This is a genomic window from Nocardiopsis sp. B62 (assembly GCF_018070675.1).
In the GTDB taxonomy this organism is placed as follows: Bacteria; Actinomycetota; Actinomycetes; order Streptosporangiales; family Streptosporangiaceae; genus Nocardiopsis; species Nocardiopsis prasina.
Genome location: NZ_JAGPXK010000003.1, coordinates 195,645 through 218,090, shown reverse-complemented (window position 1 = coordinate 218,090; position 22,446 = coordinate 195,645). Strand labels below are relative to the sequence as shown.

Below are 22,446 nucleotides of genomic sequence, written 5' to 3'. Positions count from 1 at the left end.
ATCGGGGTACAAAATGGCAGGGGAATTCTCAGTGGACGACTCGGTCACTCTCGGCATCATTCTCGAGGCGACCGACGCTTCGGGAACGCGACTCGAAAGGGGCGATCTCCTCCAGGACGTGGGGGTGGACTCGATCGCCGGGTACGAGATTCGTCTGCTGATCAGGGAGAGGTGCGGGGTGGAGGTACCGGAGGAGGGGTTCGAGGATCTCGGCAGTGTGGGGGATCTGCTGGACCTGGTCCGCTCTCAGGCCGCGGAGGCCTGCTGACGGAGGCACATGCTGCCCCAGAGGAAACCGGCCCCGATGACGGCGATCAGCACGTGTTCGCCCGCGCGGGGCCGGCCGCTCTCCCGGAGCCGGTCGAGCACGGTGAAGATCGTCGCCGCGCCCGTGTTGCCGTACTCCTCGATGGTGGTCACGGCCTTCTCCCGGGGTTGCCCCAGGGCGTCCATCAGGCCGGTCACGAGGTTGCCGTTGGCCTGGTGGAAGACGTAGTGGTCGACCTCGTCCGCCCGCAGACCGGCGAGTTTGAGCGTCTCCTCCACGCTCGGCGGGATGCGGGTCATGACCTGGTCCCAGACCTCCGAGCCGTTCATCTTGAGGTACTGGCGGCCGGTGCCCAGGACCTCGGGGCCGAACGGCTCCCTGGTGCCGCCCGCGGGCACCTCGACCCCGTGGGAGAGCGTCCCGCCCAGGCTCCAGGAGAGCACCCCGCTGGACTCCTCCACCGGGCCGAGCACGGCGGCGCCCGCCGCGTCGCCGAAGAAGACCCGCGTGGTGCGGTCGGTCGGGTCCGTGATGCGGGACAGGGCCTCCGCGCCGACGACCAGCACCCGTTGGAACTGGCCGCCCTGGAAGAGGTGCAGCGCCGTCCACATGCCATACAGCCCGCCCGAGCAGGCCGCCTGGTTGAGGTCGAGCGCGACCGCCCGGCGGGCGCCGATCCGCTCGGCCACCGTCAGCGCGGTGGAGGGGAGCAGCTGGTCGAAGGTGAAGGTGGCGACGATGACGCAGTCGAGGTCGGAGGCGTCGGTCCCGGACTCCCTCAGGGCGCGTTCGGCCGCCGCGACGCACATGTCCGTGGTGCCGGTCCCCTCCGGCAGGAACCGCCGCTCGCGGATGCCCGTCCGCGCGACGATCCACTCGTCGCTCGTGTCGAGGTGTCGTGTGAGTTCCTCGTTGGTGACCACGTTGTCGGGAACGTAGGAGCCCACACCCAGGATCCCCACGGGAAACCTGTTGGAGAGCGTGCTGCCGGACGTGGAGGGAACATCCTGGAGCGGTCTCATGACACTTCCTTTGCACTGGGGGGTGCGTGGTCAGGGGGATTCCCCGGAGCACGGTCCGGGGAGGTGGGGAGTGAGCTCAGCCGCCGAGTGCTGGGGTCGAACGAGACCCACACGGCGACGACCAACATGAGCAGGGTGAATCCCAGGAACAGGGGCAGCGTTCCGGCGAACTGGAGACCGAACCCCGCAGCCAGGGGGCCCAGGGGCGCGGCGATCCCCGTGACGAACGTGCAGGCGCTGCCCACACGGGCCTGGAGGCGGTCGGGGGTGTTCAGGAGCTGGTAGGTGCCGAGGATGATGGACAGCAGCGGCGCGGCCGCCATGGCCGCCGCGAGGGGGAACACCACCGTCCAGTGGTCGATGAGGGGGATCGTGGCCAGCACGGTGAACGGGAGCCACCACAGGGTGGCCAGCACCAGGCTCCGGGCGGAGAACCTGCGCAGCAGGGCCGAGGCGCCCAGCGCGCCGCCGATCCCGCCGAGGCTGGCCACACCGAGCACCGTCCCGATCTGGCCGGTGCCGATCCCCGCCTCCGCGCCGACCATGACGACGGTGAGCATCACCCCCGTGATCACCAGGTTCGGCGTGACGCAGCTGAGCAGCAGCACCCGGAGTTCGGGCCGCGCCCAGATCCACGAGAACGCCTCGGTCCAGACGCGGGGCCGGGGGCCGGTCCCCCGTTCCGCGGGCGTCCTCGGCTCCTGCAACCGCTCCCGGACGAAGAGCAGCCCGATCGCGGCGACCGCGTGCCCCAGGGCCGCCGCCCCGAACGGCAGCGTCCGCGAGGCCGCCATCAGCCATCCGCCGAGCACCGGCCCGATCAGCGAGGCGATCTGGTTGCGCGCCTCGTTCTGGCCGACCGCCGCGGACAGGTCGGACGGTCGGACGATGTGGCGCAGCGCGGCGCGTTCGGCGAAGCGGTAGGCCTCGTGCCCGACCACGTCCACCAGCGCCACGAACACCACCAGCCACAGCAGCCACGTCGCTCCGGTGAGCAGCCCCAGGCACAGGACCACCATGGCCAGCATCCGGGTGCCCTGCGCCACGATCATGAGCGCGCGCCGGTCGAAGCGGTCGGCCGCCGCGCCGCCGGGCAGGCGGGCGGCGACCGCCGCCACCCCCAGGAGGAAGGTCACCGAACCCGTCAGGGCCGGTGTCCCGCCCAGGTCGAGGAGGATGACGGGGTAGGCCACCGCCCCCATGCCCGGGCCCAGCTGCGCTGCGAACTGACCGGTCCACAGGATGTGGAACGACCGGTTGCGGCGCAGCGGAGCCGGCTCGCTCTCAGGACTGGCCACGGAGCGCCTCCGCCGGGGGGACCTCTCCCGCCCTCCGCGACGTCAGGACCGAGACCACCGTGGAGAACACCAGGGTGACCCCGACCACTCCGACGAGCACGGACACGGGCACCGTGTAGACGACCCCCGGCAGGTCGACCCGCAGCGAGTCGACGAGCCCGGGGGAGACCGCGAAGCCCAGACCCACACCGAGGGCGATGCCGCTCACGGTGATGACCAGCGACTCGATCAGGAAGAGGCGGCGGACCCCGGAGATCTGCATGCCGATGGCGCGCAGCACCCCGATCTGGTTGCGTCGTTCGGAGATCGACCGGATGCTGACGACCCCGAGCGCGGCACAGCCGACGACGAGTCCGAAGCCCATGAACGCCATCAGGAGCCACTGCACGACGCCGTTGGACGAGGCCCGGAACTCCACCTCCTCCTGCATCGGGGCGGTGGCGACCCCGTGCTCCATGAGCGCGCGCTGCACGGCGACCTCGAGCTTGCCGACCTCGTCCCGGTCCTGGGCCCTGATGAACCAGTTCCCGGGCACGCTGTCCTCACCGGTGACCCGGCTCATGCCCTCGCTCGAGGTGACGACGTCGCCGAGGTACTCGGCGCTGCGGTCCACCACGCCGATGACGCGGAGCGTGGTGGTGCTCTCGCCGTCCGGTTCGGTGACCTCCAGCCGAAGGTTCGCGGGCAGGCTGTCGTCCAGGATGTCCACGCCCTCCAGCTCGAGGTCGCTCCCGCCGCCCACGAAGGCGGCGGAGTCACTGGGGATCATGGCGGCCGAGACCACGGCGGTGTTCGGTGAGCGCCTGAGCTCGTCCCACACCTCCTCGGAGGTGTCCAGGCCGTCGGCGCGCAGGAAGACCGGGTAGCGGTTGCCGAGGAGGTAGTCGTCGTCGGCACCCCACACCCGGACCTCCTCGGCGTCCGCGTCGGTGTCGACCTGGCGCGCCTCGGTGGTGATCTCCTCGTATCCGCCGAGGCGCGCGACCTTCGCGGTGTCGACGCGTGGGCTCTCCTCCAGAACCTGGCGGAGCGCGGGCGGCTCGCCCTGGGCGGCGACCCACTCGGCCCGTACGTCGAACCCGCCCGTCACCGAGCGGTGGTCGGAGTAGACCTGGTTGACGGCGGCGGTGACGAAGCCGCTCAGGGTGATGGTCAGGACGACGATGCTCAGCATCGCGATCGTCATCCCGGCCTGGACGCGGTTGCGCACGGAGTAGGCCACCGAGATGGGCACGACCGAGGTCATCGAGGGCAGCGGCCCCAGGACACGGCGCAGGAAGCGCTGGACGAGGTCGCTGTTGGCCACGAACAGCCACACACCCGCGGCCACCAGCGCCATGCCCGCGAGGAAGAACAGGGTGATCCCGGAGCCGGTGTCGCCGAACAGCTCACCCGGCACGGACCAGAGCACGATGATCACGGCGGCGCACAGCGAGTGGGCCAGCCGCCTGGGCACACGCAGCCTCGGCAGGAGCGCGCCGAGGCCCCCGACCGCCAACGTGAGACCGGTCAGGGTCTCGGTCGCGGTGCCGTTCTGGACGCCCAGGGCGACGGTGGCCAGGCCCAGCAACAGGATCAGCACCAGCAGCGGCACGGACCACCAGCGGCGGCGGGACGGCGCCTCGGACCCGCGCAGCGCGGAGACGATGTCGACCTTGGAGGCGCGCACGGCGGCGAAGGTGAACACGACCGTGATCACCCCGACGCCGATGAGGTAGGCGGTCGCCATGGCCACGGGGTCGAAACCGAACTCCAGAGCCGGGGCGGGCATGGCGGGGTCGGCGACCCGGTCACTCAGCACACGTGAGGCGGCGGCGCCCGCGAACCAGCCCGCCGCCGTTCCGGCGGCCGAGGCCAGGACCGCGTAGCCGAGCCCCTCGACGGTCAGGACGAGCCCCAGACGGGCGCGCTTCATACCCATCGCCCGCAGGACGCCGAACTCCTGGCGGCGCTCGCCCGCGAGCATCATGACGACCAGGACGATGAGGAGCACGCCCGCGACCATCGAGAGCTGGCTGAAGAGGAGGAACAACGTGGCCAGGTCGGTCGTGAGGCGGTCCGCGCTGTCGTGCGCGGAGGCGCGCAGCGGTTCGGCCTTCCAACCGTTGTCCTCGACCAGCGAGGAGAGGTCGGTGCGGACGGGGTCCTCGTCCTCCTCCCAGGTGACCTCCTCGCCGTAGGAGATCGTGACCGTGTTCACCCGGCCGTTGAGGTCGGCGGTCCGCTGGAGCGCGGACAGCGGCACGACGGCGGACTCGGGCGGGGTCAGGGGCGCCCCGGCCTCGTAGACGCCGACGACGCGCGCCTGGCGTCCGGCGACCTCGACCGTGTCGCCGCGCTCGGCGCGTAGCTCCCGTGAGGCCTCGCTGCTGAGCAGGACGTCGTTCTCGCTCAGGCCGTCGCGCGCGATCTCCTCGCCGTCACCGTCGACGAGCTGGATGGCGCCGTCGGTGTTGGCCGCGCCGAGCACCGTGAGTCCCGGGTCGCCGCGGTCGGCCCGCTCGTGGGCGACCGGGAGGCGCAGGGTGAGCAGTGAGGAGACCGTGGTGTCGGGATCGTCGAGGGCCTCCTCGATGGCGCGGACGTCGTCGCGCTCCAGCATGGGCGGCTCGTCGTCGGGGTCGTCCGAGTCCCGCCGGTCGTCCTCGTCGTCCCCGACCCCGCTCCCGTCCGGGGTCACGACCGCGTCGACCCCGCCGAGGTCGGCGGTCTGCTGGGCCCGCATCGCCTGGTGGAGCGCGGACTCCAGGGTGAAGGAGGCTGAGAACAGGAGGGCGGCCAGGGACAGGCCCATGGCCACGAGCACGGTCTGCCCCGGGCGCCGCCAGACGTTGCGCGCGGCGATGCGGACACTGAGTCGGCCCCGCGCGGAGAGCGCCACCAGCGCTATCAGCGCCAGGGGTGACGCGACCGCGACGGCCAGCGTGATTGCGTCGTTCATCTACTCGTCGCCCCCGGCAGGAGTGGCGGCGGCGGTCGACTTGTTGTTGTCCTCGACGCGGTCCACGCGGCCGTCGAGCATGTGGACCTCGCGGTCGCCGTAGGCGGCCACCTCGGGGTCGTGCGTGACCATGATCAGGGTGAGGCCGTCGGCGTGGAGCTCCCGCAGCAGCGCCAGCACCTCCGAGGTGGAGGCGGAGTCCAGGGCGCCGGTGGGCTCGTCCGCCCAGACGATCGCCGGGGCGTGCACAATGCCCCGGGCGATGGCGACGCGCTGCTGCTGACCACCGCTCAGCTGGGCTGGAAGGTGGTCGGAGCGTTCACCCAACCCCACGCGCGCGAGCGCCGAGACCGCCTTGCGCCGGGCCTCCCTCGGACGCACTCCGCCCAGGAGGAGGGGCATCTCCACGTTCTCCACGGCCGACAGGACGGGGACGAGGTTGTAGCCCTGGAAGACGAATCCGGTCCGGCGCGCGCGCCAGGCGGTGCGCTTGCGCTCCGACATGGCGTGGATGTCCTCGCCCTCGACGAGCACGCTGCCCCCGTCGATGCGATCGAGGCCGGAAGCGCAGTTCAACAGCGTTGACTTGCCGCAGCCGGAGGGGCCCATCACCGAGACCCATTCGCCCTCGGTGACGTCCAGGGAAACTCCGCGAAGTACCGGAACCGTGACCCGACCATCACCGTATGTCTTTGTTATGTCTTTTACGCGCACGACTGGGTTGGTCACGAGTTCCCTTACTTACGTCACGGTCTACCGCCAACCAGTGGCGATACGCGCCCTACACTGTCCGCCCGACCAGTTCCGAAGTTGATCATGGCTCGATTGCCAAATCGAAGCAGAGGCAATCATTCTTGTCAACACTTCCCAGGGAATCGAACGACGAAATACCAAGCACCCGATCACACAGCCCCACAAAGGGACTGAGTACCGCCCCCTCAATGGTTTCACCATTGCCCAAGGTGAGCAGGCAGTCGGGTTTCCTCGCGTTGATTCGTGCGGAGTGGAGTCGATTCACGCAGCCCGCTTGCCCCGAGCGCACAAGGCTTGGAGGCCAACAGCCACGTAGCGTGAATGTTTGAGTACGCGAATCTCCGAATCCGGGGGCGTTCCGCCTCCATACGCGACCCCCCGCGCCCCCTCAATGAGAGTCCCTACCGGAATCCATTCATGTTCGTGAAGCACTCCCGACGCGTGGCCCAGCGGAAAGGACGCCCCACCCGGACTCCTTCCTATAAGTCTCGTTTAAGCTTCCTTTAAGTTGAAACCCGGAGCATTTCCCGGTGCCCTGAATCGAACACGACAAAAAAGACCGCCGGACGGTGACGGAGAAGTCACGCACCGAATCCGACGGCCTATTGCTGATTGAAGCTACAAATGGTCGGCGAGGAAGTCGCCGATACTCTGCCGTGCGACCTGGCTGGAGAGTCCTCCCCAGTTCAGGTCGAACATGTGCTCGGTCCACGGCAGTTCCACATGGTGGTGCGGTACGCCCTCCGATTCGAGGTGCTCGACCATACGGTCGTTGTCCTCGGTCCCCAGGAAGAAGTCGTGCCCGGCGGTGATCAGCAGGGTGGGCGGACTGTCCGCGTCGACCTGGAGGATCGGGGACATCGCCTCGTACTCCTCCGGGTACTCCTCAGGTGGACCGCCCACCATGCGCTCACTCGACTCCAGCAGCTCCTCCTCCACCGGGGACTGTCGCTGGCGCCAGGGAGCCGGGGGCGCCTCGGCGGTTCCGTCGGTCGCCGAGTACCAGGCGACGACCGCGTCGACCTCGGGGACCTCGGTGTCGCAACTGGGTTCGGTCTCGTCCGAGTACGCGGCGAGCAGCACCAGGAGTCCGCCGGCCGACTGCCCGTTGAGCGCGATCCGCTCGGGGTCGCCGCCGTACTCGGCGGCGTTCTCGTACACCCACCCCAGGGCGCAGCGCACGTCGGCCAGGGAGGCCGACCAGTCGCCGTCCGGGAAGAACCGGTAGTCGACGTCGAACACCACCCGGTTCCCCCCGCTGTCGGCGAGCCAGGTGTCCCAGCGGGGCAGCAGGCTCTGCGGCAGGTCCTCCGCGCCGCCGTGCACGTTGACGACCACGGGAAGCCCGGAGTCCTCGGGCACGCCGCCCTCGGGCTGCCACACGTCGAGTTCCAGCGGCTCACCCCCGGGGCTGGCGTACTCCAGCGTGACCGGCTCCCGGTCGGCGGACGTGGCGAACCCGGCCGCGTACTGGAACGGGTCGAGCCGCGCACCCTCGGCACGGGCCGTCTGCCAGACGGAGACCGAGGGGACCAGGGCCAGGACCATCAGGAGCGCGTTCAGGGCGGCGAGCAGGAACGCTCCGCGACCACCGCCCGAGCGCCGGGCTCCCAACGCCAGCAGCGCCCCGCACAGCGCGGGCAGCGCGAACAGGGCCGAGAACTCGAGCACGACCAGCGCGGCCTGCCACATCGCCAGAGAGAGGGGTGGCAGGAGCACCAGGCCGAGCCCGGCCAGGGCTGGCAGGCACAGCAGGGCCGAGCCTGTGAGGAGACCCCGTGAGCGGGTGGGGGCGACAGTGGTCAAGCGAGCACAACCTTAATACGTCCGTATCGATACGAGCGTATCATTCATGCCCGCCCTGTGCCAGAATGAACCTCGTGCCAAAGATCGTGGACAAGGAGAGCAGACGCCGTGAGATCGCGGAGGCCCTTCACCGGATCGCCGCACGCGAGGGACTCGAGGGCGTCAGCGTCAGGACCGTCGCGGCGGAGGCGAGACTCTCGGCGGGCGCGGTCCAGCGGGAGTTCGACTCCAAGGACAAGCTGCTCCGCTTCGCCCTCCACGTGACCGTGGACGAGGTGGCCGAGCGCTTCGGACGGTTACGCATCGGCCCGGGCCGACTGGACTTCGCCGGAGCCCTGCGCCAGGTCCTCCTGGAGATGCTGCCCACCGACGAACGCAAACTGGCCCAGGCCCGCATCTGGGCGGCCTTCTACGCCCGGGCGGCGGTGGACCCCGCGTTCGCGGACACCCTCCGGACACTCACCGAACAGACCCGCGTCAGCTTCCTCCGTCTCCTGGAGTACGCCCGGGACCAGAACGCCCTGACCCCCGACAGGGACCTGGAGGCCACCGCCGAGATGATCCTGGTGATCATCGACGGACTCTGGATCGGCGGAGCCCGGCTCCCCGAGGGCGCTCCCCTGGACGGGCACCGCGCGGCCGTGGAGGCCGCCGTCCAGCTCCTGAGCCACTAGGGCCCCGGATCGTTCCGCGCTCGCCCCCGACCGCCCCTCGCTGCGCGGATGAGGCCCGGACAGCCACCCTGAGCGGGCCCCCGCTGTGCGAGCCTGCGGAACTAGCGTGGCGGCGCACAGCTGCTTCGCTCCACGGATCGCGGGAGACGGCCCGGACGGCCCCTCGCACCGATCGCGGCTCCGCCGCCACCAGCGAAAGCATCCAGGAACACGCCCCAGCCGACACCGCCCATCCCCCTCTTCGCCCCACCACACGCGAGCGGACAGCACCCCCTGGGGCACAGGACCCGAACCCGCCCAGGCGAACGCAAAGGCCCCAGCGGAGCACGAAACTACCCACGGGTAACCCCGCCCTCCACCGAACCCGGCACCGCTCGTTAGGGTTCCCGTGGCCGTGCCTGGGCACCGCTTCCCTGGAGTGGCGCCCCGAGCGGCCACTGGCAGCACCCGGAGTACCGGCCACACCGGCGACGGCGCCGACCCGACCGGTACCGCGTCACGGAGTCCAGGAGGCATCCGGCATGTTCGAGAAGATCTTGGTGGCCAACAGAGGTGAGATCGCCATCCGCGCCCTGCGCGCGGGGCACGAACTGGGAGCCCGCACCGTCGCGGTCTTCCCCCACGAGGACCGCCACTCGCTGCACCGACTCAAGGCCGACGAGGCCTACCAGATCGGCGAACCCGGACACCCCGTCCGCGCCTACCTCTCAGTGGACGAGGTCGTCCGCGCGGCACGGGAGGCGGGTGCCGACGCCGTGTACCCCGGCTACGGCTTCCTGTCCGAGAACCCGGCCCTGGCACGGGCCTGCGCGGAGGCGGGCATCACCTTCGTGGGCCCGCCCGCCGAGGTGCTGGAGCTGACCGGCAACAAGGCGACCGCGATCGCCGCGGCCAAGCGGGCGGGCATCCCCGTCCTGGACTCCACCGCGCCCTCCACGGACGTGGACGGGCTGGTCGGCGCCGCCGAGGAGATCGGCTTCCCGGTGTTCGTCAAGGCCGTGGCCGGTGGCGGCGGCAGGGGCATGCGCCGGGTGGACGCGCCCGCCGCGCTGCGGGAGTCGATCGAGGCGGCCATGCGCGAGGCCGAGACCGCCTTCGGCGACCCCACGGTGTTCCTGGAGCGCGCCGTGGTGGACCCGCGCCACATCGAGGTACAGATCCTCTCCGACGGCGAGGACGTGATCCACCTCTACGAGCGCGACTGCTCGGTGCAGCGCCGCCACCAGAAGGTCGTGGAGCTGGCCCCCGCACCCAACCTCGACCCGGAACTGCGCGAGCGCATGTGCCGGGACGCTGTGCTGCTCGCCCGCGAGCTGGGCTACCGCAACGCGGGCACGGTCGAGTTCCTCGTGGGCCGGGACGGCCGACACGTGTTCATCGAACTCAACCCCCGCATCCAGGTGGAGCACACGGTGACCGAGGAGGTCACCGACGTGGACCTCGTGCAGTCGCAGATCCGGATCGCCTCCGGTGAGTCCCTCGCCGACCTCGGCCTGTCCCAGGACGCGATCGTCCTGCACGGAGCCGCCCTGCAGTGCCGCATCACCACCGAGGACCCGGCCAACGGGTTCCGGCCCGACACCGGGACGATCAGCGCCTACCGCTCCCCCGGCGGCTCGGGGATCCGCCTCGACGGCGGTACCGCGGCCGCGGGTTCGGAGGTCAGCGCGTACTTCGACTCCCTGCTGGTCAAGCTCACCTGCCGGGGCCGTGACTTCGCCACGGCGGTGAGCCGCGCCCAGCGCGCGGTGGCGGAGTTCCGCATCCGTGGTATCTCCACCAACATCCCCTTCCTCCAGGCTGTGCTGGAGGACGAGGACTTCCGGCAGGGCCGGGTGACCACCTCCTTCATCGAGGAGCGCCCCCAGCTGCTGACCGCGCGCCCCTCAGCGGACCGGGGCACCCGCCTGCTCACCTACCTGGCCGACGTGACGGTCAACAAGCCGCACGGGGAACGCCCCCACCTGATCGACCCCGCCTCCAAGCTGCCCGCCGTCCCCGAGACGGCCCCGCCCGCGGGGTCCCGGCAGCGCCTGCGCGAACTCGGCCCCGAGGGGTTCGCCCGCTGGCTGCGCGAGTCCGACGTCCTGGGGGTCACCGACACCACCTTCCGGGACGCCCACCAGTCGCTGCTGGCCACACGGGTGCGCACCCAGGACCTCCTGGCGGCCGCGCCCGCCGTGGCGCACACCCTGCCCGAGCTGCTGTCCCTGGAGTGCTGGGGCGGCGCCACCTACGACGTGGCCCTGCGGTTCCTGGCCGAGGACCCGTGGGAGCGGCTCGCGGCGCTGCGCGAGGCCGTGCCCAACGTGGCCCTCCAGATGCTGCTGCGCGGCCGCAACACGGTCGGGTACACCCCCTACCCCACCGAGGTGACGCGGGCCTTCGTGCGGGAGGCCGCCGCCACCGGTGTGGACGTCTTCCGGGTCTTCGACGCCCTGAACGACGTCGAGCAGATGCGCCCGGCGATCGACGCGGTACGGGAGACCGGCACCGGGCTCGCCGAGGTCGCCCTGTGCTACACCGCCGACCTGTCCGACCCCGCCGAGAAGCTGTACACGCTGGACTACTACCTGAAGCTGGCCGAGCGGATCGTGGAGTCCGGCGCGCACGTGCTCGCGATCAAGGACATGGCCGGGCTGCTGCGCGCCCCGGCCGCCTCCCGCCTGGTGAGCGCGCTGCGCCGTGAGTTCGACCTGCCGGTCCACGTGCACACGCACGACACCGCGGGCGGCCAGCTCGCCACCTACCTCGCGGCGGTGAACGCGGGCGCGGACGCGGTGGACGGCGCGGTGGCCTCCATGTCGGGCACCACCTCACAGCCCTCCCTGTCGGCGATCGTGGCCGCCTTCGACCACTCGGACACCCCCACTGGGCTCTCCCTGGACGCGGTGAACGAACTGGAACCGTACTGGGAGGCGGTGCGCAGGGTGTACGCGCCGTTCGAGGCGGCCCTGACCTCGCCGACCGGCCGCGTGTACCACCACGAGATCCCCGGCGGCCAGCTGTCCAACCTGCGCACCCAGGCGGTCGCGCTGGGACTGGGCGACCGGTTCGAGGACATCGAGGCCATGTACGCCGCCGCCGACCGCATGCTGGGCCGCCTGGTGAAGGTGACCCCCTCCTCCAAGGTGGTGGGCGACCTGGCCCTGCACCTGGTGGGCGCGGGGGTGGAGCCCGAGGAGTTCGAGAGGGACCCGGACCGGTTCGACGTGCCCGACTCGGTGGTCGGCTTCCTCCGGGGTGAGCTGGGGGTGCCCCCGGGCGAGTGGCCCGAGCCCTTCCGCACCAAGGCTCTGCGCGGCCGGGGCGAGGCCCGTGCCACCACACCGCTCAGCGAGGCGGACCGCGCCGGGTTGGCCGAGGAACCCCGCTCCACGCTGAACCGGCTGCTGTTCGCCGGTCCCACCAAGGAGTTCGAGGCGCACCGCGCCGCCTACGGCGACACCAGCGTGCTGGACAGCCGGGACTTCTTCTACGGCCTGCGCGAGGGAGAGGAGCACGTGGTGGACCTGGAGCCGGGCGTGCGCCTGCTGATCGGCCTCCAGGCGGTGAGCGAGGCCGACGAGCGCGGCATGCGCACCGTCATGACCACCCTCAACGACCAGCTGCGACCGCTGCACGTGCGCGACCGGTCACTGGCCTCGGACGCACCCGAGGCGGAGAAGGCCGACCGTGACGACCCCGCCCAGGTCGCGGCGCCCTTCGCCGGGGTGGTCACCCCGACCGTGGCCGTGGGCGACGAGGTCGCGGCCGGGGACACGGTCGCGACCATCGAGGCCATGAAGATGGAGGCCTCCATCACCGCCCCGCGGGCCGGGGTGGTCGCGCGGGTGGCCGTCGAGGGCGCCCAGCGGGTGGAGGGTGGCGACCTGATCGTCCACCTGGGCTGAGGCGTCGGGTGGCCGTCGACGGCGACGGCCACCCACCGGCCGCTGCGCGAGAGGCCCTGTGCGGCGCTGTTTCCGTGCGGGGTCCGGGGGTACTCCGGCCGGGGGTACGGGTAGGACTGGACCCCGCCCCCCGACCGGATCGGTACCCCATGCACACACCCCCAGCCCCCGAATCCTCAGCGCCCGAAGGCGTCGACGTCACGACCCCGCACTCCGCGCGGGTGTGGAACTACTGGCTCGGCGGTGAGGACAACTACCCGGTCGACCGGGAACTCGGCGACCAGATCCTCGGCATCCACCCCGGAATCGCCGTCGACGCCCGCGCGGGCCGGGCCTTCCTCGTCCGCGCCGTCACCCACCTGGCCCGCGAGGAGGGTGTACGCCAGTTCCTGGACGTCGGCACGGGCCTGCCCACCCACCGGAACATCCACGAGATCGCGCAGAGCGTCGCCCCCGACGCGCGGATCGTCCACGTGGACAACGACCCCCTGGTACTCGCCCACGCCCGGGTGCTGCTGCGGGGCACCGAGGAGGGCGCCACCGCGTTCGTCGACCACGACCTGCGCGACACCGGGCGGGTCCTGGCACGCGCCGGTGAACTGCTCGACCTCGACCAACCAGTGGGGCTGTCCGTCATCGGCACGCTCGGCCACCTCCCCACCTTGGAGGAGGCCGCGGGGGTCGTCCGCTCCTACCTGGCCGGGCTTCCCTCCGGCAGCTTCCTGGTGGTGGCCGACGCGGTCCTGCCCGACGAGGGCAGCGCCGCCGAGGCCCTTGACGAGTGGAACAGGGAGGCGGCCCTGGCCTACCGGGGCCACACCCCGGCGGAGTTCGCCTCCTACTTCGACGGCCTGGAGCTGCTCGACCCCGGTGTCGGTCCCACTCCCCTGTGGCGCCCCGAACCGGGGGAGGTCGGCCGCACCCCGGACACCGACATGTACGGCGCCGTCGCGCGCAAACCCTGAACGGCCGCGCCGCACCCGCCCGAAGTGTTCCCGCGTGACGGTTTCATACGATGTAGACCGAATCGATCACGCGGGACCTCCCGCGACGAAAGGAGCCCCGGTGGTTGACGTGCCCGAACGCGCCCTGGTCGTGATGGCCCACCCCGACGACGCCGACTTCTCGTGCGCCGGGACCGTGGCGCTGTGGACCCGGGCCGGGACCGAGGTGGTCTACCTGATGGTCACCGACGGCGAGGCCGGTGGCGACGCGCTCACCCTGGACAGCTCGGAGATCGCCGCCATGCGCCGTGAGGAGCAGCGCCGCGCGGCGGCCGAGGTCGGGGTCAAGGACGTGCGCTTCCTCGGCTACCCGGACGGGCGGGTGGAGGCCACCCTCGACCTGCGCCGCGACATCGCACGGGTGATCCGGCAGGTCCGGCCCGAACGCGTCGTCATCCCCAGCCCCGAACGCGACTGGGACAGCGTCGCCGCTAGCCATCCCGACCACATGGCCACCGGTGAGGCCTCGATCAACGCGGTCTTCCCCGACGCCCGCAACCCGCACGCGCACCGCGAACTCCTCCACGAGGAGGGCCTGACCGCGTGGACCGTGCCCGAGGTGTGGGTGGTCGGCGGCCCCACGCCGCACCACTACTCGGACATCACCGACGTCTTCGAACGCAAGGTGGCGGCGTTGGCCGCGCACGAGAGCCAGATCGGTGACATCGCCGAACTGGAGCCCATGCTGCGCCAGTGGATGGCGGCCAACGCCGCCGAGGGCGAGCTGCCCGAGGGGCACCTGGCCGAGGTCTTCCGGATCGTCCGGACCGCCTGAACCGTTCCGGGGCGGGGGCGTGCGCCCTCGCCCCATGGAGGAAGGGGAGCACGATCGCGACCTGTTCTCGAGGGGTGACGAACACGTTCCACCCCAGCGGCCTGGTCGAGACCGCCCGCCGCGTGAGCGAGGCTCTCGGCCCGGGGCCGGTGGTCGCGCTGACCGGCGCCGGGATATCGACGGACTCGGGCATCCCCGACTACCGGGGCCCGGACTCACCGCCGCGCACACCCATGACCTACCAGGAGTTCGTCGGGGACGCGGCCTTCCGACGCCACTACTGGGCGCGCAACCACGTGGGCTGGCGTCACGTGGCGGACACCGCCCCCAACGACGGCCACCGCGCCCTGGCCGAGCTCGAACGCGCCGGGAGGGTGTCGGGGGTCATCACCCAGAACGTGGACACCCTGCACGACGCGGCGGGCAGCAGGAGCGTGATCGACCTGCACGGCCGCTACGACCGGGTGATCTGTCTGGGCTGCCGGGCCGTGACCGGCCGCGCCGAGCTCGCGGTGCGGCTGAACGAGCTCAACCCCGGCTTCGCGGAGGAGGTGGCCGACGTCGAGGTGGCCCCGGACGCGGACGCCGTGCTGGCCACCACCGAGCACTTCCGGGTGGCCGACTGCGGCTCCTGCGGCGGTGTCCTGAAGCCGGACATCGTGTACTTCGGCGAGAACGTGCCCCGACCGCGGGTCGAGGAGGCCTACGCGATGGTCGACCGGGCCGCCGGGCTGCTGGTCGTGGGATCGTCGTTGACCGTGTTCTCCGGCCGCAGGTTCGTGAAGCACGCCGCGGGGCAGGGCAAACCAGTGGTCATCGTCAACCGGGGTGCGACGCGCGCCGACGACGTCGCGGCGCTGACGGTGGGGTACGGCTGCTCCGAGGTCCTGCGGGCTCTGGCGGACGACAGCGCCCGGGGCGCGAACGCGTGACGCCGCCCGCACCCGACATGCCGCCTATGTGTACCAACCGGACGGTACAGTAACCCCAAGGCGACCCAGACACCCCTCCACCGCCAGCGGTGCGTCTCCTCCGGGCGGGGAGGACCAGGATCCGAGCCCACACGGAGGTCCACGTGCCGATCAGCAACAGGAACATCCTCGTCTCGGGGGGCGGCGTGGCCGGAAGCGCGCTGGCCGTCTGGTTGGCCCGGCGGGGATTCGCGCCCACCGTGGTCGACCCCGCCCCGGAGCCCCGCGCGGAGGTCGACCACGCCGAGGTCTCCCGCCAGGGGATGGCGCTCCTGGACCGGATGGGCCTGGGCGAGAGGGTCCGAGCGCTCGGGTCTCCCGTGGACGAGGTGCGCACCCACGTGAGCGGACGCCGGGAGCCGACGTGCCTGCCCGGCGAGCCCGGCAACCTGACCGTCCGGCACAGCGACCTGGTCCGGGTCCTGCGGGAGGACGACGGCGGGGTCGAGTACCTCCTCGGTGACGGCGTCACCGCGCTGGAACAGGACGACGAGGGCGTCGACGTCACCTTCGCGCAGGCCCCCGCCCGCCGGTTCGACCTGGTCGTGGGTGCGGACGGCCGGGACTCGCCGGTGCGCGAACTGGCCTTCCCCGGGCCGGACCAGGGGCGCCTGCGCTACCTGGGCGCCAACACGGCGGTCTTCGAGACGGCCAACCTCCTGGACGCCGACAACACCACCGCCTGGCACGTGTGGCCGCACCGGGGCTGCCTGGTGACGACCCTGCCCGGCGGCGACCGGGCCTCGGTAGTGCTGGTGGTGCGCGACCGCTTCCCGATCGACGGGGACACCATGGACCAGGACGCCCGACTGCGGTGGGTGGAGGAGGCCTTCGGCGAGGACGGCTGGGAGATGCCCCGACTGCTGCGCGCCGCGCGCGACGCCGACGTCCGGGTCCTGCCGTCCACGCAGGTGCGGATGGATGTGTGGGAGCAGGGGCGCGTGGTGCTGGTGGGCGACGCCGCCTACTGTCCCGACCACCTGAGCGGGCAGGGTCCGACGATGGCTCTGATGGGTGCCCTGGCCCTGGCGGGCGAACTGGTGTTCACGGAGGGCGAGCACGGGCGGGCGTTCTTCTCCTACGAGGCCGCGTTGCGCCAGTCCGTGCGCGAGGCCCAGACCGTGGCCCCCTACGTGGTGGACAGTGTGGCCCCGGAGGCTGGCCGCTACGAGACGTGGATTCGCGAGCGGGCCGAACTCGCCCTGGCCCGGGGCACCCTGCTGATGGGGCGCCTCGGGATCCGCCCGCCCTTGGACAGCGTGGGCCGGGAGTTCGCCGTGGAGCGCTACGCGGGGATGCTGACCGACTGAGACCCGACCGGGGGCCCGCCCGCGTGGCGGGCCCCCGGTGTTCCCGGGTGTCGTGCGCGTGCGCTACGGTAATGATTATCGTTTTCATCCTAGGGAGGTCCACTCCGATGACCGTAGCGACACCCCTGCCCGTCGTCGTGGTCTCCGGGCTCCACCGGCTGGCCCGCCGCAGCACCGTCGACGACCTGATCACCGCCGTACCCGGCGCCGTCGCCCTCCACCACGACATGGACGGGATCGGCGAGGGGATCGTCCTCCGGGTCACCCGCAGCAGGTGGGGAGTCCTGGACCGCACACGCCTCGACCTCGACCACCCCTGCGCCACCTGCGCCCTGCGCGAGGACCTCCTCCCCATCCTGCTGGACCTGGCCGAACGCGGCGAGCACAGCCTGTGCGTGGTGGAGACCTGGGACGCGGTCGAACCCCGCTCCGTGGCCGAGGCCGTCGCCGCCCACGAGGAACTTCGACTGGCCGCCGTGGTCACCGCCGTGGACGCCGAGCGCCTCCTCCCGGACCTGTCCAGTGTCGACGACCTCTCCGACCGTTCCCTGACCGTCGTCTCCGAGGACCGGCGCTCCGTCGCGGAGGTCCTCTCCCACCAGATCGAGTACCCCACGGTGGTCACACTCCACGGAGAGCACCACCGAAACGAGGCCCGCTCCCTCGTCGCGCACCTGAACCCGGCGGCCCTGGTGGTCCCGCCCGGCGGCGGCCTGGTCGCCCTCACCGAGGGGCGCTTCCTCCCCGACGCCGCCGCCAACCGGCTCAACCCGGCCTGGGCGCAGTACTGGGACCTGTCCGACGACAGGGTCAGCACCGTGGTGTGGACCCGCAGGCGCCCGCTGCACCCCGTTCGACTGCACGAGTCCCTGGAACGGATCGTCTCCACCGGACTGCGCGGACGCGGCCGGATCTGGCTGGCCAGCAGGCCCGACACGCTGCTGGTCTGGGACAACTACAACGACTCCCTGGTGCTGGAGAGCGCCGGCCCCTGGCTGGACGCCCTGCCCGGGGCCGCCCTCGACCTGGTCTCCGAGACCCGTCGCGCCTCGGCCGACCTGGACTGGGACCCGGTGGTGGGCGACCGCCGACAGCACCTGGCCTTCACCGGGGTCGACCTCGACGCCGCGCGGCTCGTGGAGCTCCTCGACTCCTGCCTGCTCACCGACGAGGAGGCCGGGCGACCCCTGGCCGTGGACCCCTTCGCCGACGCTCTCTGACCCACCGCGTTCCGACGCCCCGACCACCGGAGGAGGACCCGTGCCACAGAGGAACCGACGCCCCGACCCACGAGCCGCGACGCGACGGTTCGCCAACCCGCTGGGCGACGCGGACCACGTCGACTACAAGGACACCAACCTGCTCCGCAAGTTCATCTCGGAGAAGGGCAAGATCCGCAGCCGACGGGTCACCCGCGTGACCGCGCGCCAGCAGCGCCTGATCGCCGCGGCGGTCAAGAACGCGCGCGAGATGGCCCTGCTGCCGTACCCGTCCACGACCAGACGGGACTGACCGTCCGCCCCACCGGACCGAACAGGACCGGCCCCGGAGCGAAGGGCCGGAAGACGACCGACGACCAGGAGGAGACCACCGTGTCCCGTGTCTGCCAGGTGACCGGAAGGGCACCCAGCTTCGGCAACGCCATCTCGCACTCCCACCGCCGCACCAGGCGGCGCTTCGACCCCAACATCCAGAACAAGCGCTACTGGCTGCCCAGCGAACGGCGCTTCGTGAAGCTGCGGCTGAGCGTCAAGGGCATGCGGGTCATCGACGCCCGAGGCATCGAACGCGTGGTCGCCCAGATCCGCGCCCGGGGAGAGAGGGTCTGATGGCCAAGAAGAGCAAGATCGCCCGCAACGAACAGCGCAAGGAGATCGTCGCGCGCCACGCCGAGCGACGCTCCGAACTCAAACGCCTGATCAAGAGCCCGCACACCGGCGAGGCCGAGCGCGCGAGCGCCGTCGCCGAGCTGCGCCGCCAGCCGCGCGACGCCAGCGCGACCCGGGTCCGCAACCGGGACGCCGTCGACGGCCGCCCCCGCGCGCACCTGAGGAAGTTCGGACTGTCGCGGATCAGGTTCCGGGAGATGGCCCACCGCGGCGAGCTGCCCGGAGTCACCAAGTCCAGCTGGTAGCCGGGCCGGCCGTGTGGGCGGACTGACGCCCACCGGCCCCGAGAACGGGGCCGACCGTTCGCGATCCGGTCGGCCCGAGGGTTCCCGGGGCGCTCCCTCCCCCGGGAGCCCCCTCCCCCGCCCCGGGGACCCGCCCCCGCACCCCCGCGCAGAGCCCCACCGAGAGCCGTGAGCGCGCCCCCCAGCTCACTCCTTGGGCGGGGCCGTGCTGTCGCGCCTGACCAGACGAGTGGCCAGTTCCACCCGCGTGGTCTCGGGCTCGTTGCCGTTGACGAGGTCGAACAGCATGCGGGTGGCCATCTGCGCCATGTCGCGCAACGGCTGCCGCACGGTGGTCAGCGGCGGGGTCGCCCACCTGGCCTCGGGAAGGTCGTCGAAACCCACCACCGAGACGTCGTCGGGCACACGCAGACCCCGCTTGTACAGGACCTCGTAGGCGCCCCGGGCCATCTGGTCCGATCCCGCGAAGATCGCGGTCGGCGGCTCGGGCAGGTCGAGCAGGACCTCGGTGAGGTCCTTGCCGGTCCCGGCCAGGAAGTCCCCGTGGGAGACGTAGCCGTCGGGCACCGGGAGCCCGGCGTCACGCATGGCGCTGCGGTACCCGTCCACGCGGGCGCGACTGCACATGACGTCGGGTGGCCCGGCGAGCATGGCGACGCGCCGGTGGCCGAGGCCGATGAGGTGTTCGGTGGCGGTCAGACCCCCGTCCCAGTTGGCGGCGCCCACCGCCGGGATCTCCCTGGCGGGGTCGCCGACCGGGTCGACGAGCACCACGGGCACGCCCAGCGCGTCCAGCTGTTCCTGCTGCTGGGAAGGGAGCTCGGACAGCACCAGGACCACGCCGTCCGAGCGCCGGGCCTGGATGTTGTCGAGCCACCTGCGGCCGGGCCTGCTGCGCTTGCGGTCGTGCACGGCGGAGACCACGACCCCGAAACCGGCGTCGTGCGTGACCTCCTCGACCCCCGTGAGGATCTCCATGGCCCAGGGGCTGCCGAGGTCAAGGAAGACGAGGTCGATCAGGCCGACCGGGCGGCGCTTGCGGTGGCGGCGCTGCTGGTAGCGGTGGTGTTCCAGGAGCCGTTCCACCTGTCGCCGGGTCTCCGCCGCGACGTCGAGATGGCCGTTGATCACCTTGGAGACGGTCGAGACGGACACCCCCGCCTCACCAGCGATCTCGGCCAGTGTGGGGCGACGCTTCGCCATGTGCCTCCTCGTCGTCGGGGACCGTGTTGCCTCGGTTCGCTGCGCTGGATTGTATCCCGAAACTTTTCGGGACCGCACACCGGAACTCCCTCGCAACGAGAACTCCCCTTGACGCGGACACAGGGAGAACTTAGCGTCGACCTTCCCGAAAGCTATCGGAAACCTTTCGAAAGCTTGCGGCTCCCCCCGGAACAACGGAAGAACGGTGTACACGCCATGAGTCGCACCCACCGGACACGTGTGATCGGCAGTACCACTCTGGCCCTCTCCCTCCTCGCCACCGGCTGCGGCACCTCCGGCCCCGGCGGCGGTGACGCCCTCCAGGTCTGGGCCCTGGAGGACGCCGCGGTCAACGAGATCGTCGAACGGGGCATCGAAGCGCACAACGCGTCCCACGACGTGCCCGCCGAACTCGTCACCTTCGTCAACGACGCCTACAAGCAGCGCCTCCAGGTGGCGCTCGGCTCCCCCAACGCACCCGACGTGTTCTTCAACTGGGGCGGCGGCAACCTCGCCCAGTACACCGACCAGGACCAGGTCCTCGACCTCACCCCGACCCTGGACGACAACCCGGAGTTCCGCGACGCCTTCCTGCCCAGCGTCCTGGACGTGGCCGCCATCGACGGCGCCTACTACGGCGTGCCCCTCCTCGGCGTCCAGCCCGTCGTCATGTACTACAACAAGCCCGTCCTGGAGGCGGCCGGGCTCCAGCCCCCGCGCACCCTCGACGACCTGCACGAGGCGATCGAGGTCCTCCAGGCGGACGGTGTCACCCCGATCGTCCTCCCCGGCGCCCAGGGCTGGACCCAGCTGATGTGGTTCTCCTACCTGGTGGACCGGATCGGCGGCCCGGAGGTGTTCCAGGCCGTCGTCGACGAAGAGGAGGGCGCCTGGCACCACCCCGCGGTCCTGGAGGCCATGGAGACCTGCCAGGACCTGGTCGACCGAGGGGCCTTCGGCGCCAACTTCACCTCCATCGACTACGACAACGGCAGCGCCTCCGCGCTCCTGGCCACCGGCGAGTCCGCGATGTTCCTGATGGGCAGCTGGGACATCGCCCAGCAGATGGACAACAACCCCGGGTTCGTCGAGAACGACGAGCTCGGCTTCACCTCCTTCCCCGTCGTGGAGGGCGGAGCGGGAAACCCCGACGCGATCGTCGGCAACCCCAGCAACTACTTCTCCGTCAACAGCGACAGCCAGCACGCCGAAGCGGCGACCGACTTCCTCGTCGAGACCATGGCCTCCGAGGAGTACGTGGACGAACTGATCAAGGCAGGTCAGGTCCCCGCCGTCGAGGGCATCGAGGACCAGCTCCAGGAGAGCGACCACGCCGAGTTCGCCACCTTCACGCACCAGCTCGTCTCGGGTGCGCCCACCTTCACCCAGTCCTGGGACCAGGCGCTGGCCCCGGCGGCGGCCGAGGCCATGCTCACCAATCTCCAACTGCTCTTCATCGGCGACATCACCCCCGAGGAGTTCGCCGAGGACATGGAGCAACAGCGGTGAGCAACTCCGCCACGGAACGGCCCGGGCTGCTCTGGGTCGCCCCGGCCCTGCTGTTCTTCGGCCTGTTCGGCCTGGCCCCCGTGGTCATCGTGGGATACCTCAGCCTGACCTCGTGGAGCGGGATCGGCTCTCCCGAGTGGGTGGGCCTGGCCAACTGGTCCGCTCTCACCGACGACGGCCGGGTCCGCGGCGGCCTCACGGTCACCCTGACCCTGACCGCCCTGTGCTGGGCGACCCAGACCCCGCTGGCCCTGGCCTTCGGAGTGTGGGCGGCCGGTCCGCAACGCGTCCGAGCGGTGGTGAGCGCGGTCTTCTTCCTGCCGCTGCTGCTGTCCACCGCGGCCATCGCCCTGGTGTGGAAGGCGTTGCTCGACCCGAGTTTCGGCATCCCCTCCCAGGTCCGCGAGTGGTTCGAACTCAGCCACAGCAACGTGCTCGGCGATCCGACACTGGCGCTCTACGCGATCGTGTTCATCCTGCTGTGGCAGTTCCTGCCGTTCCACATGCTCCTGTACCAGGCGGCCGCCCGGCAGATACCGCGTTCGCTCCATGAGGCGGCCGAACTGGACGGGGCCTCCGCCCTCCAGCGCTTCCTGCGCGTGACCGTGCCGCAGCTGCGGCACACGATCATCGCGTCGTCGGTGCTGATGCTCGTCGGGTCCATGACGTACTTCGAGACGGTCCTGCTGCTGACCGCTGGCGGCCCGGGCAACGCCACCCGCATCCTGCCGCTCCACATGTACAACCAGGGCTTCGTCGCCTTCGAGATGGGCTACGCGAGCGCCATCGCGGTGCTGCTGGTGGTCCTGGGAACAGGGCTGTCCCTGCTGGTGGTCCGGGCGACCGGCTACTCCCGGATGACCAGCCAGAGAGAGGGGATGTGAC

The 22,446-nt window shown here is 71.3% G+C and carries 19 protein-coding genes; 13 read left to right on the top strand and 6 right to left on the bottom strand.

Annotation, left to right across the window (positions count from 1 at the left end; genetic code table 11):
- The first annotated feature begins 31 nt into the window (after positions 1–31).
- A complete protein-coding gene (locus KBX21_RS05040) occupies positions 32–268 on the top strand; it encodes an acyl carrier protein (RefSeq protein WP_210841110.1) in 237 nt (78 codons plus the stop codon).
- On the opposite strand, the gene KBX21_RS05035 is transcribed toward KBX21_RS05040, so the two are convergent.
- From KBX21_RS05035 to KBX21_RS05015, 5 genes are all read right to left on the bottom strand, one after another.
- Positions 247–1,290 carry a 3-oxoacyl-ACP synthase III family protein gene (locus KBX21_RS05035; protein WP_210841109.1) on the bottom strand — a complete coding sequence of 348 codons (1,044 nt, stop codon included), beginning with the start codon at positions 1,288–1,290 and terminating at the stop codon, positions 247–249. The genes KBX21_RS05040 and KBX21_RS05035 overlap by 22 nt on opposite strands.
- Positions 1,287–2,588, bottom strand: a complete 1,302-nt coding sequence (locus KBX21_RS05030; RefSeq protein ID WP_210841108.1) for an MFS transporter — start codon at positions 2,586–2,588, stop codon at positions 1,287–1,289. Before KBX21_RS05030 ends, KBX21_RS05035 begins: the two co-directional genes overlap by 4 nt.
- The gene (locus KBX21_RS05025) at positions 2,575–5,529 is read right to left on the bottom strand and encodes an ABC transporter permease (protein WP_210841107.1); all 2,955 of its coding nucleotides are present in this window, start codon (positions 5,527–5,529) and stop codon (positions 2,575–2,577) included. Before KBX21_RS05025 ends, KBX21_RS05030 begins: the two co-directional genes overlap by 14 nt.
- The gene (locus tag KBX21_RS05020) at positions 5,530–6,243 is read right to left on the bottom strand and encodes an ABC transporter ATP-binding protein (protein WP_307869154.1); all 714 of its coding nucleotides are present in this window, start codon (positions 6,241–6,243) and stop codon (positions 5,530–5,532) included. It lies immediately after the preceding gene.
- A gap of 657 nt (positions 6,244–6,900) precedes the next feature.
- Positions 6,901–8,088 (bottom strand): alpha/beta hydrolase, encoded by a 1,188-nt coding sequence (locus tag KBX21_RS05015; protein ID WP_210841105.1) that lies wholly within the window; start codon positions 8,086–8,088, stop codon positions 6,901–6,903.
- 74 nt (positions 8,089–8,162) lie between these two features.
- Here KBX21_RS05015 and KBX21_RS05010 point away from each other — a divergent pair, with 74 nt between their 5' ends.
- From KBX21_RS05010 to rpsN, 10 genes are all read left to right on the top strand, one after another.
- A complete protein-coding gene (locus tag KBX21_RS05010; protein WP_307869153.1) occupies positions 8,163–8,762 on the top strand; it encodes a TetR family transcriptional regulator C-terminal domain-containing protein in 600 nt (199 codons plus the stop codon).
- Positions 8,763–9,283: 521 nt separating this feature from the next.
- Positions 9,284–12,655 carry a pyruvate carboxylase gene (locus KBX21_RS05005; RefSeq protein WP_210841103.1) on the top strand — a complete coding sequence of 1,124 codons (3,372 nt, stop codon included), beginning with the start codon at positions 9,284–9,286 and terminating at the stop codon, positions 12,653–12,655.
- Between the two features lie 149 nt (positions 12,656–12,804).
- A complete protein-coding gene (locus KBX21_RS05000; RefSeq protein ID WP_210841102.1) occupies positions 12,805–13,620 on the top strand; it encodes an SAM-dependent methyltransferase in 816 nt (271 codons plus the stop codon).
- Positions 13,621–13,720: 100 nt separating this feature from the next.
- Entirely contained in the window at positions 13,721–14,434 is a 714-nt protein-coding gene (locus KBX21_RS04995) for a PIG-L deacetylase family protein (RefSeq protein WP_049579594.1), read from the top strand.
- Between the two features lie 74 nt (positions 14,435–14,508).
- Positions 14,509–15,366, top strand: coding sequence for an NAD-dependent protein deacetylase (locus KBX21_RS04990; RefSeq protein ID WP_210841101.1), 858 nt, complete (start codon positions 14,509–14,511; stop codon positions 15,364–15,366).
- Positions 15,367–15,509: 143 nt separating this feature from the next.
- On the top strand, positions 15,510–16,715 hold the full coding sequence (locus KBX21_RS04985; protein ID WP_210841100.1) for an FAD-dependent monooxygenase: 1,206 nt from the start codon (positions 15,510–15,512) through the stop codon (positions 16,713–16,715).
- A gap of 107 nt (positions 16,716–16,822) precedes the next feature.
- Positions 16,823–17,935 (top strand): GTP-binding protein, encoded by a 1,113-nt coding sequence (locus tag KBX21_RS04980; RefSeq protein WP_210841099.1) that lies wholly within the window; start codon positions 16,823–16,825, stop codon positions 17,933–17,935.
- 40 nt (positions 17,936–17,975) lie between these two features.
- Positions 17,976–18,227, top strand: a complete 252-nt coding sequence (gene rpsR / locus KBX21_RS04975; RefSeq protein WP_049579599.1) for a 30S ribosomal protein S18 — start codon at positions 17,976–17,978, stop codon at positions 18,225–18,227.
- Positions 18,228–18,307: 80 nt separating this feature from the next.
- On the top strand, positions 18,308–18,544 hold the full coding sequence (gene rpmB, locus KBX21_RS04970) for a 50S ribosomal protein L28 (RefSeq protein WP_210841098.1): 237 nt from the start codon (positions 18,308–18,310) through the stop codon (positions 18,542–18,544).
- A complete protein-coding gene (gene rpsN, locus KBX21_RS04965; protein ID WP_049579603.1) occupies positions 18,544–18,849 on the top strand; it encodes a 30S ribosomal protein S14 in 306 nt (101 codons plus the stop codon). Before rpmB ends, rpsN begins: the two co-directional genes overlap by 1 nt.
- 186 nt (positions 18,850–19,035) lie before the next feature.
- Here the strand turns inward: rpsN and KBX21_RS04960 are convergent, their stop codons facing one another.
- The gene (locus KBX21_RS04960) at positions 19,036–20,052 is read right to left on the bottom strand and encodes a LacI family DNA-binding transcriptional regulator (protein ID WP_049576112.1); all 1,017 of its coding nucleotides are present in this window, start codon (positions 20,050–20,052) and stop codon (positions 19,036–19,038) included.
- A 216-nt stretch (positions 20,053–20,268) separates the two neighbouring features.
- Between KBX21_RS04960 and KBX21_RS04955 the strand changes: the two genes are divergently transcribed.
- Positions 20,269–21,561 (top strand): ABC transporter substrate-binding protein, encoded by a 1,293-nt coding sequence (locus KBX21_RS04955; protein ID WP_210841097.1) that lies wholly within the window; start codon positions 20,269–20,271, stop codon positions 21,559–21,561.
- Entirely contained in the window at positions 21,558–22,445 is an 888-nt protein-coding gene (locus KBX21_RS04950; RefSeq protein WP_049576106.1) for a carbohydrate ABC transporter permease, read from the top strand. Before KBX21_RS04955 ends, KBX21_RS04950 begins: the two co-directional genes overlap by 4 nt.
- The last annotated feature ends 1 nt before the right edge of the window (position 22,446 follow it).

Bases quoted from the DNA above. Each gene is read 5' to 3' on its own strand.
- KBX21_RS05035 (WP_210841109.1), bottom strand. From the start codon at position 1,290: ATGAGACCGCTCCAGGATGTTCCCTCCACGTCCGGCAGCACGCTCTCC.
- KBX21_RS05025 (WP_210841107.1), bottom strand. From the start codon at position 5,529: ATGAACGACGCAATCACGCTGGCCGTCGCGGTCGCGTCACCCCTGGCG.
- KBX21_RS05005 (WP_210841103.1), top strand. From the start codon at position 9,284: ATGTTCGAGAAGATCTTGGTGGCCAACAGAGGTGAGATCGCCATCCGC.
- KBX21_RS05000 (WP_210841102.1), top strand. From the start codon at position 12,805: ATGCACACACCCCCAGCCCCCGAATCCTCAGCGCCCGAAGGCGTCGAC.
- KBX21_RS04980 (WP_210841099.1), top strand. From the start codon at position 16,823: ATGACCGTAGCGACACCCCTGCCCGTCGTCGTGGTCTCCGGGCTCCAC.
- rpsN (WP_049579603.1), top strand. From the start codon at position 18,544: ATGGCCAAGAAGAGCAAGATCGCCCGCAACGAACAGCGCAAGGAGATC.
- KBX21_RS04960 (WP_049576112.1), bottom strand. From the start codon at position 20,052: ATGGCGAAGCGTCGCCCCACACTGGCCGAGATCGCTGGTGAGGCGGGG.
- KBX21_RS04955 (WP_210841097.1), top strand. From the start codon at position 20,269: ATGAGTCGCACCCACCGGACACGTGTGATCGGCAGTACCACTCTGGCC.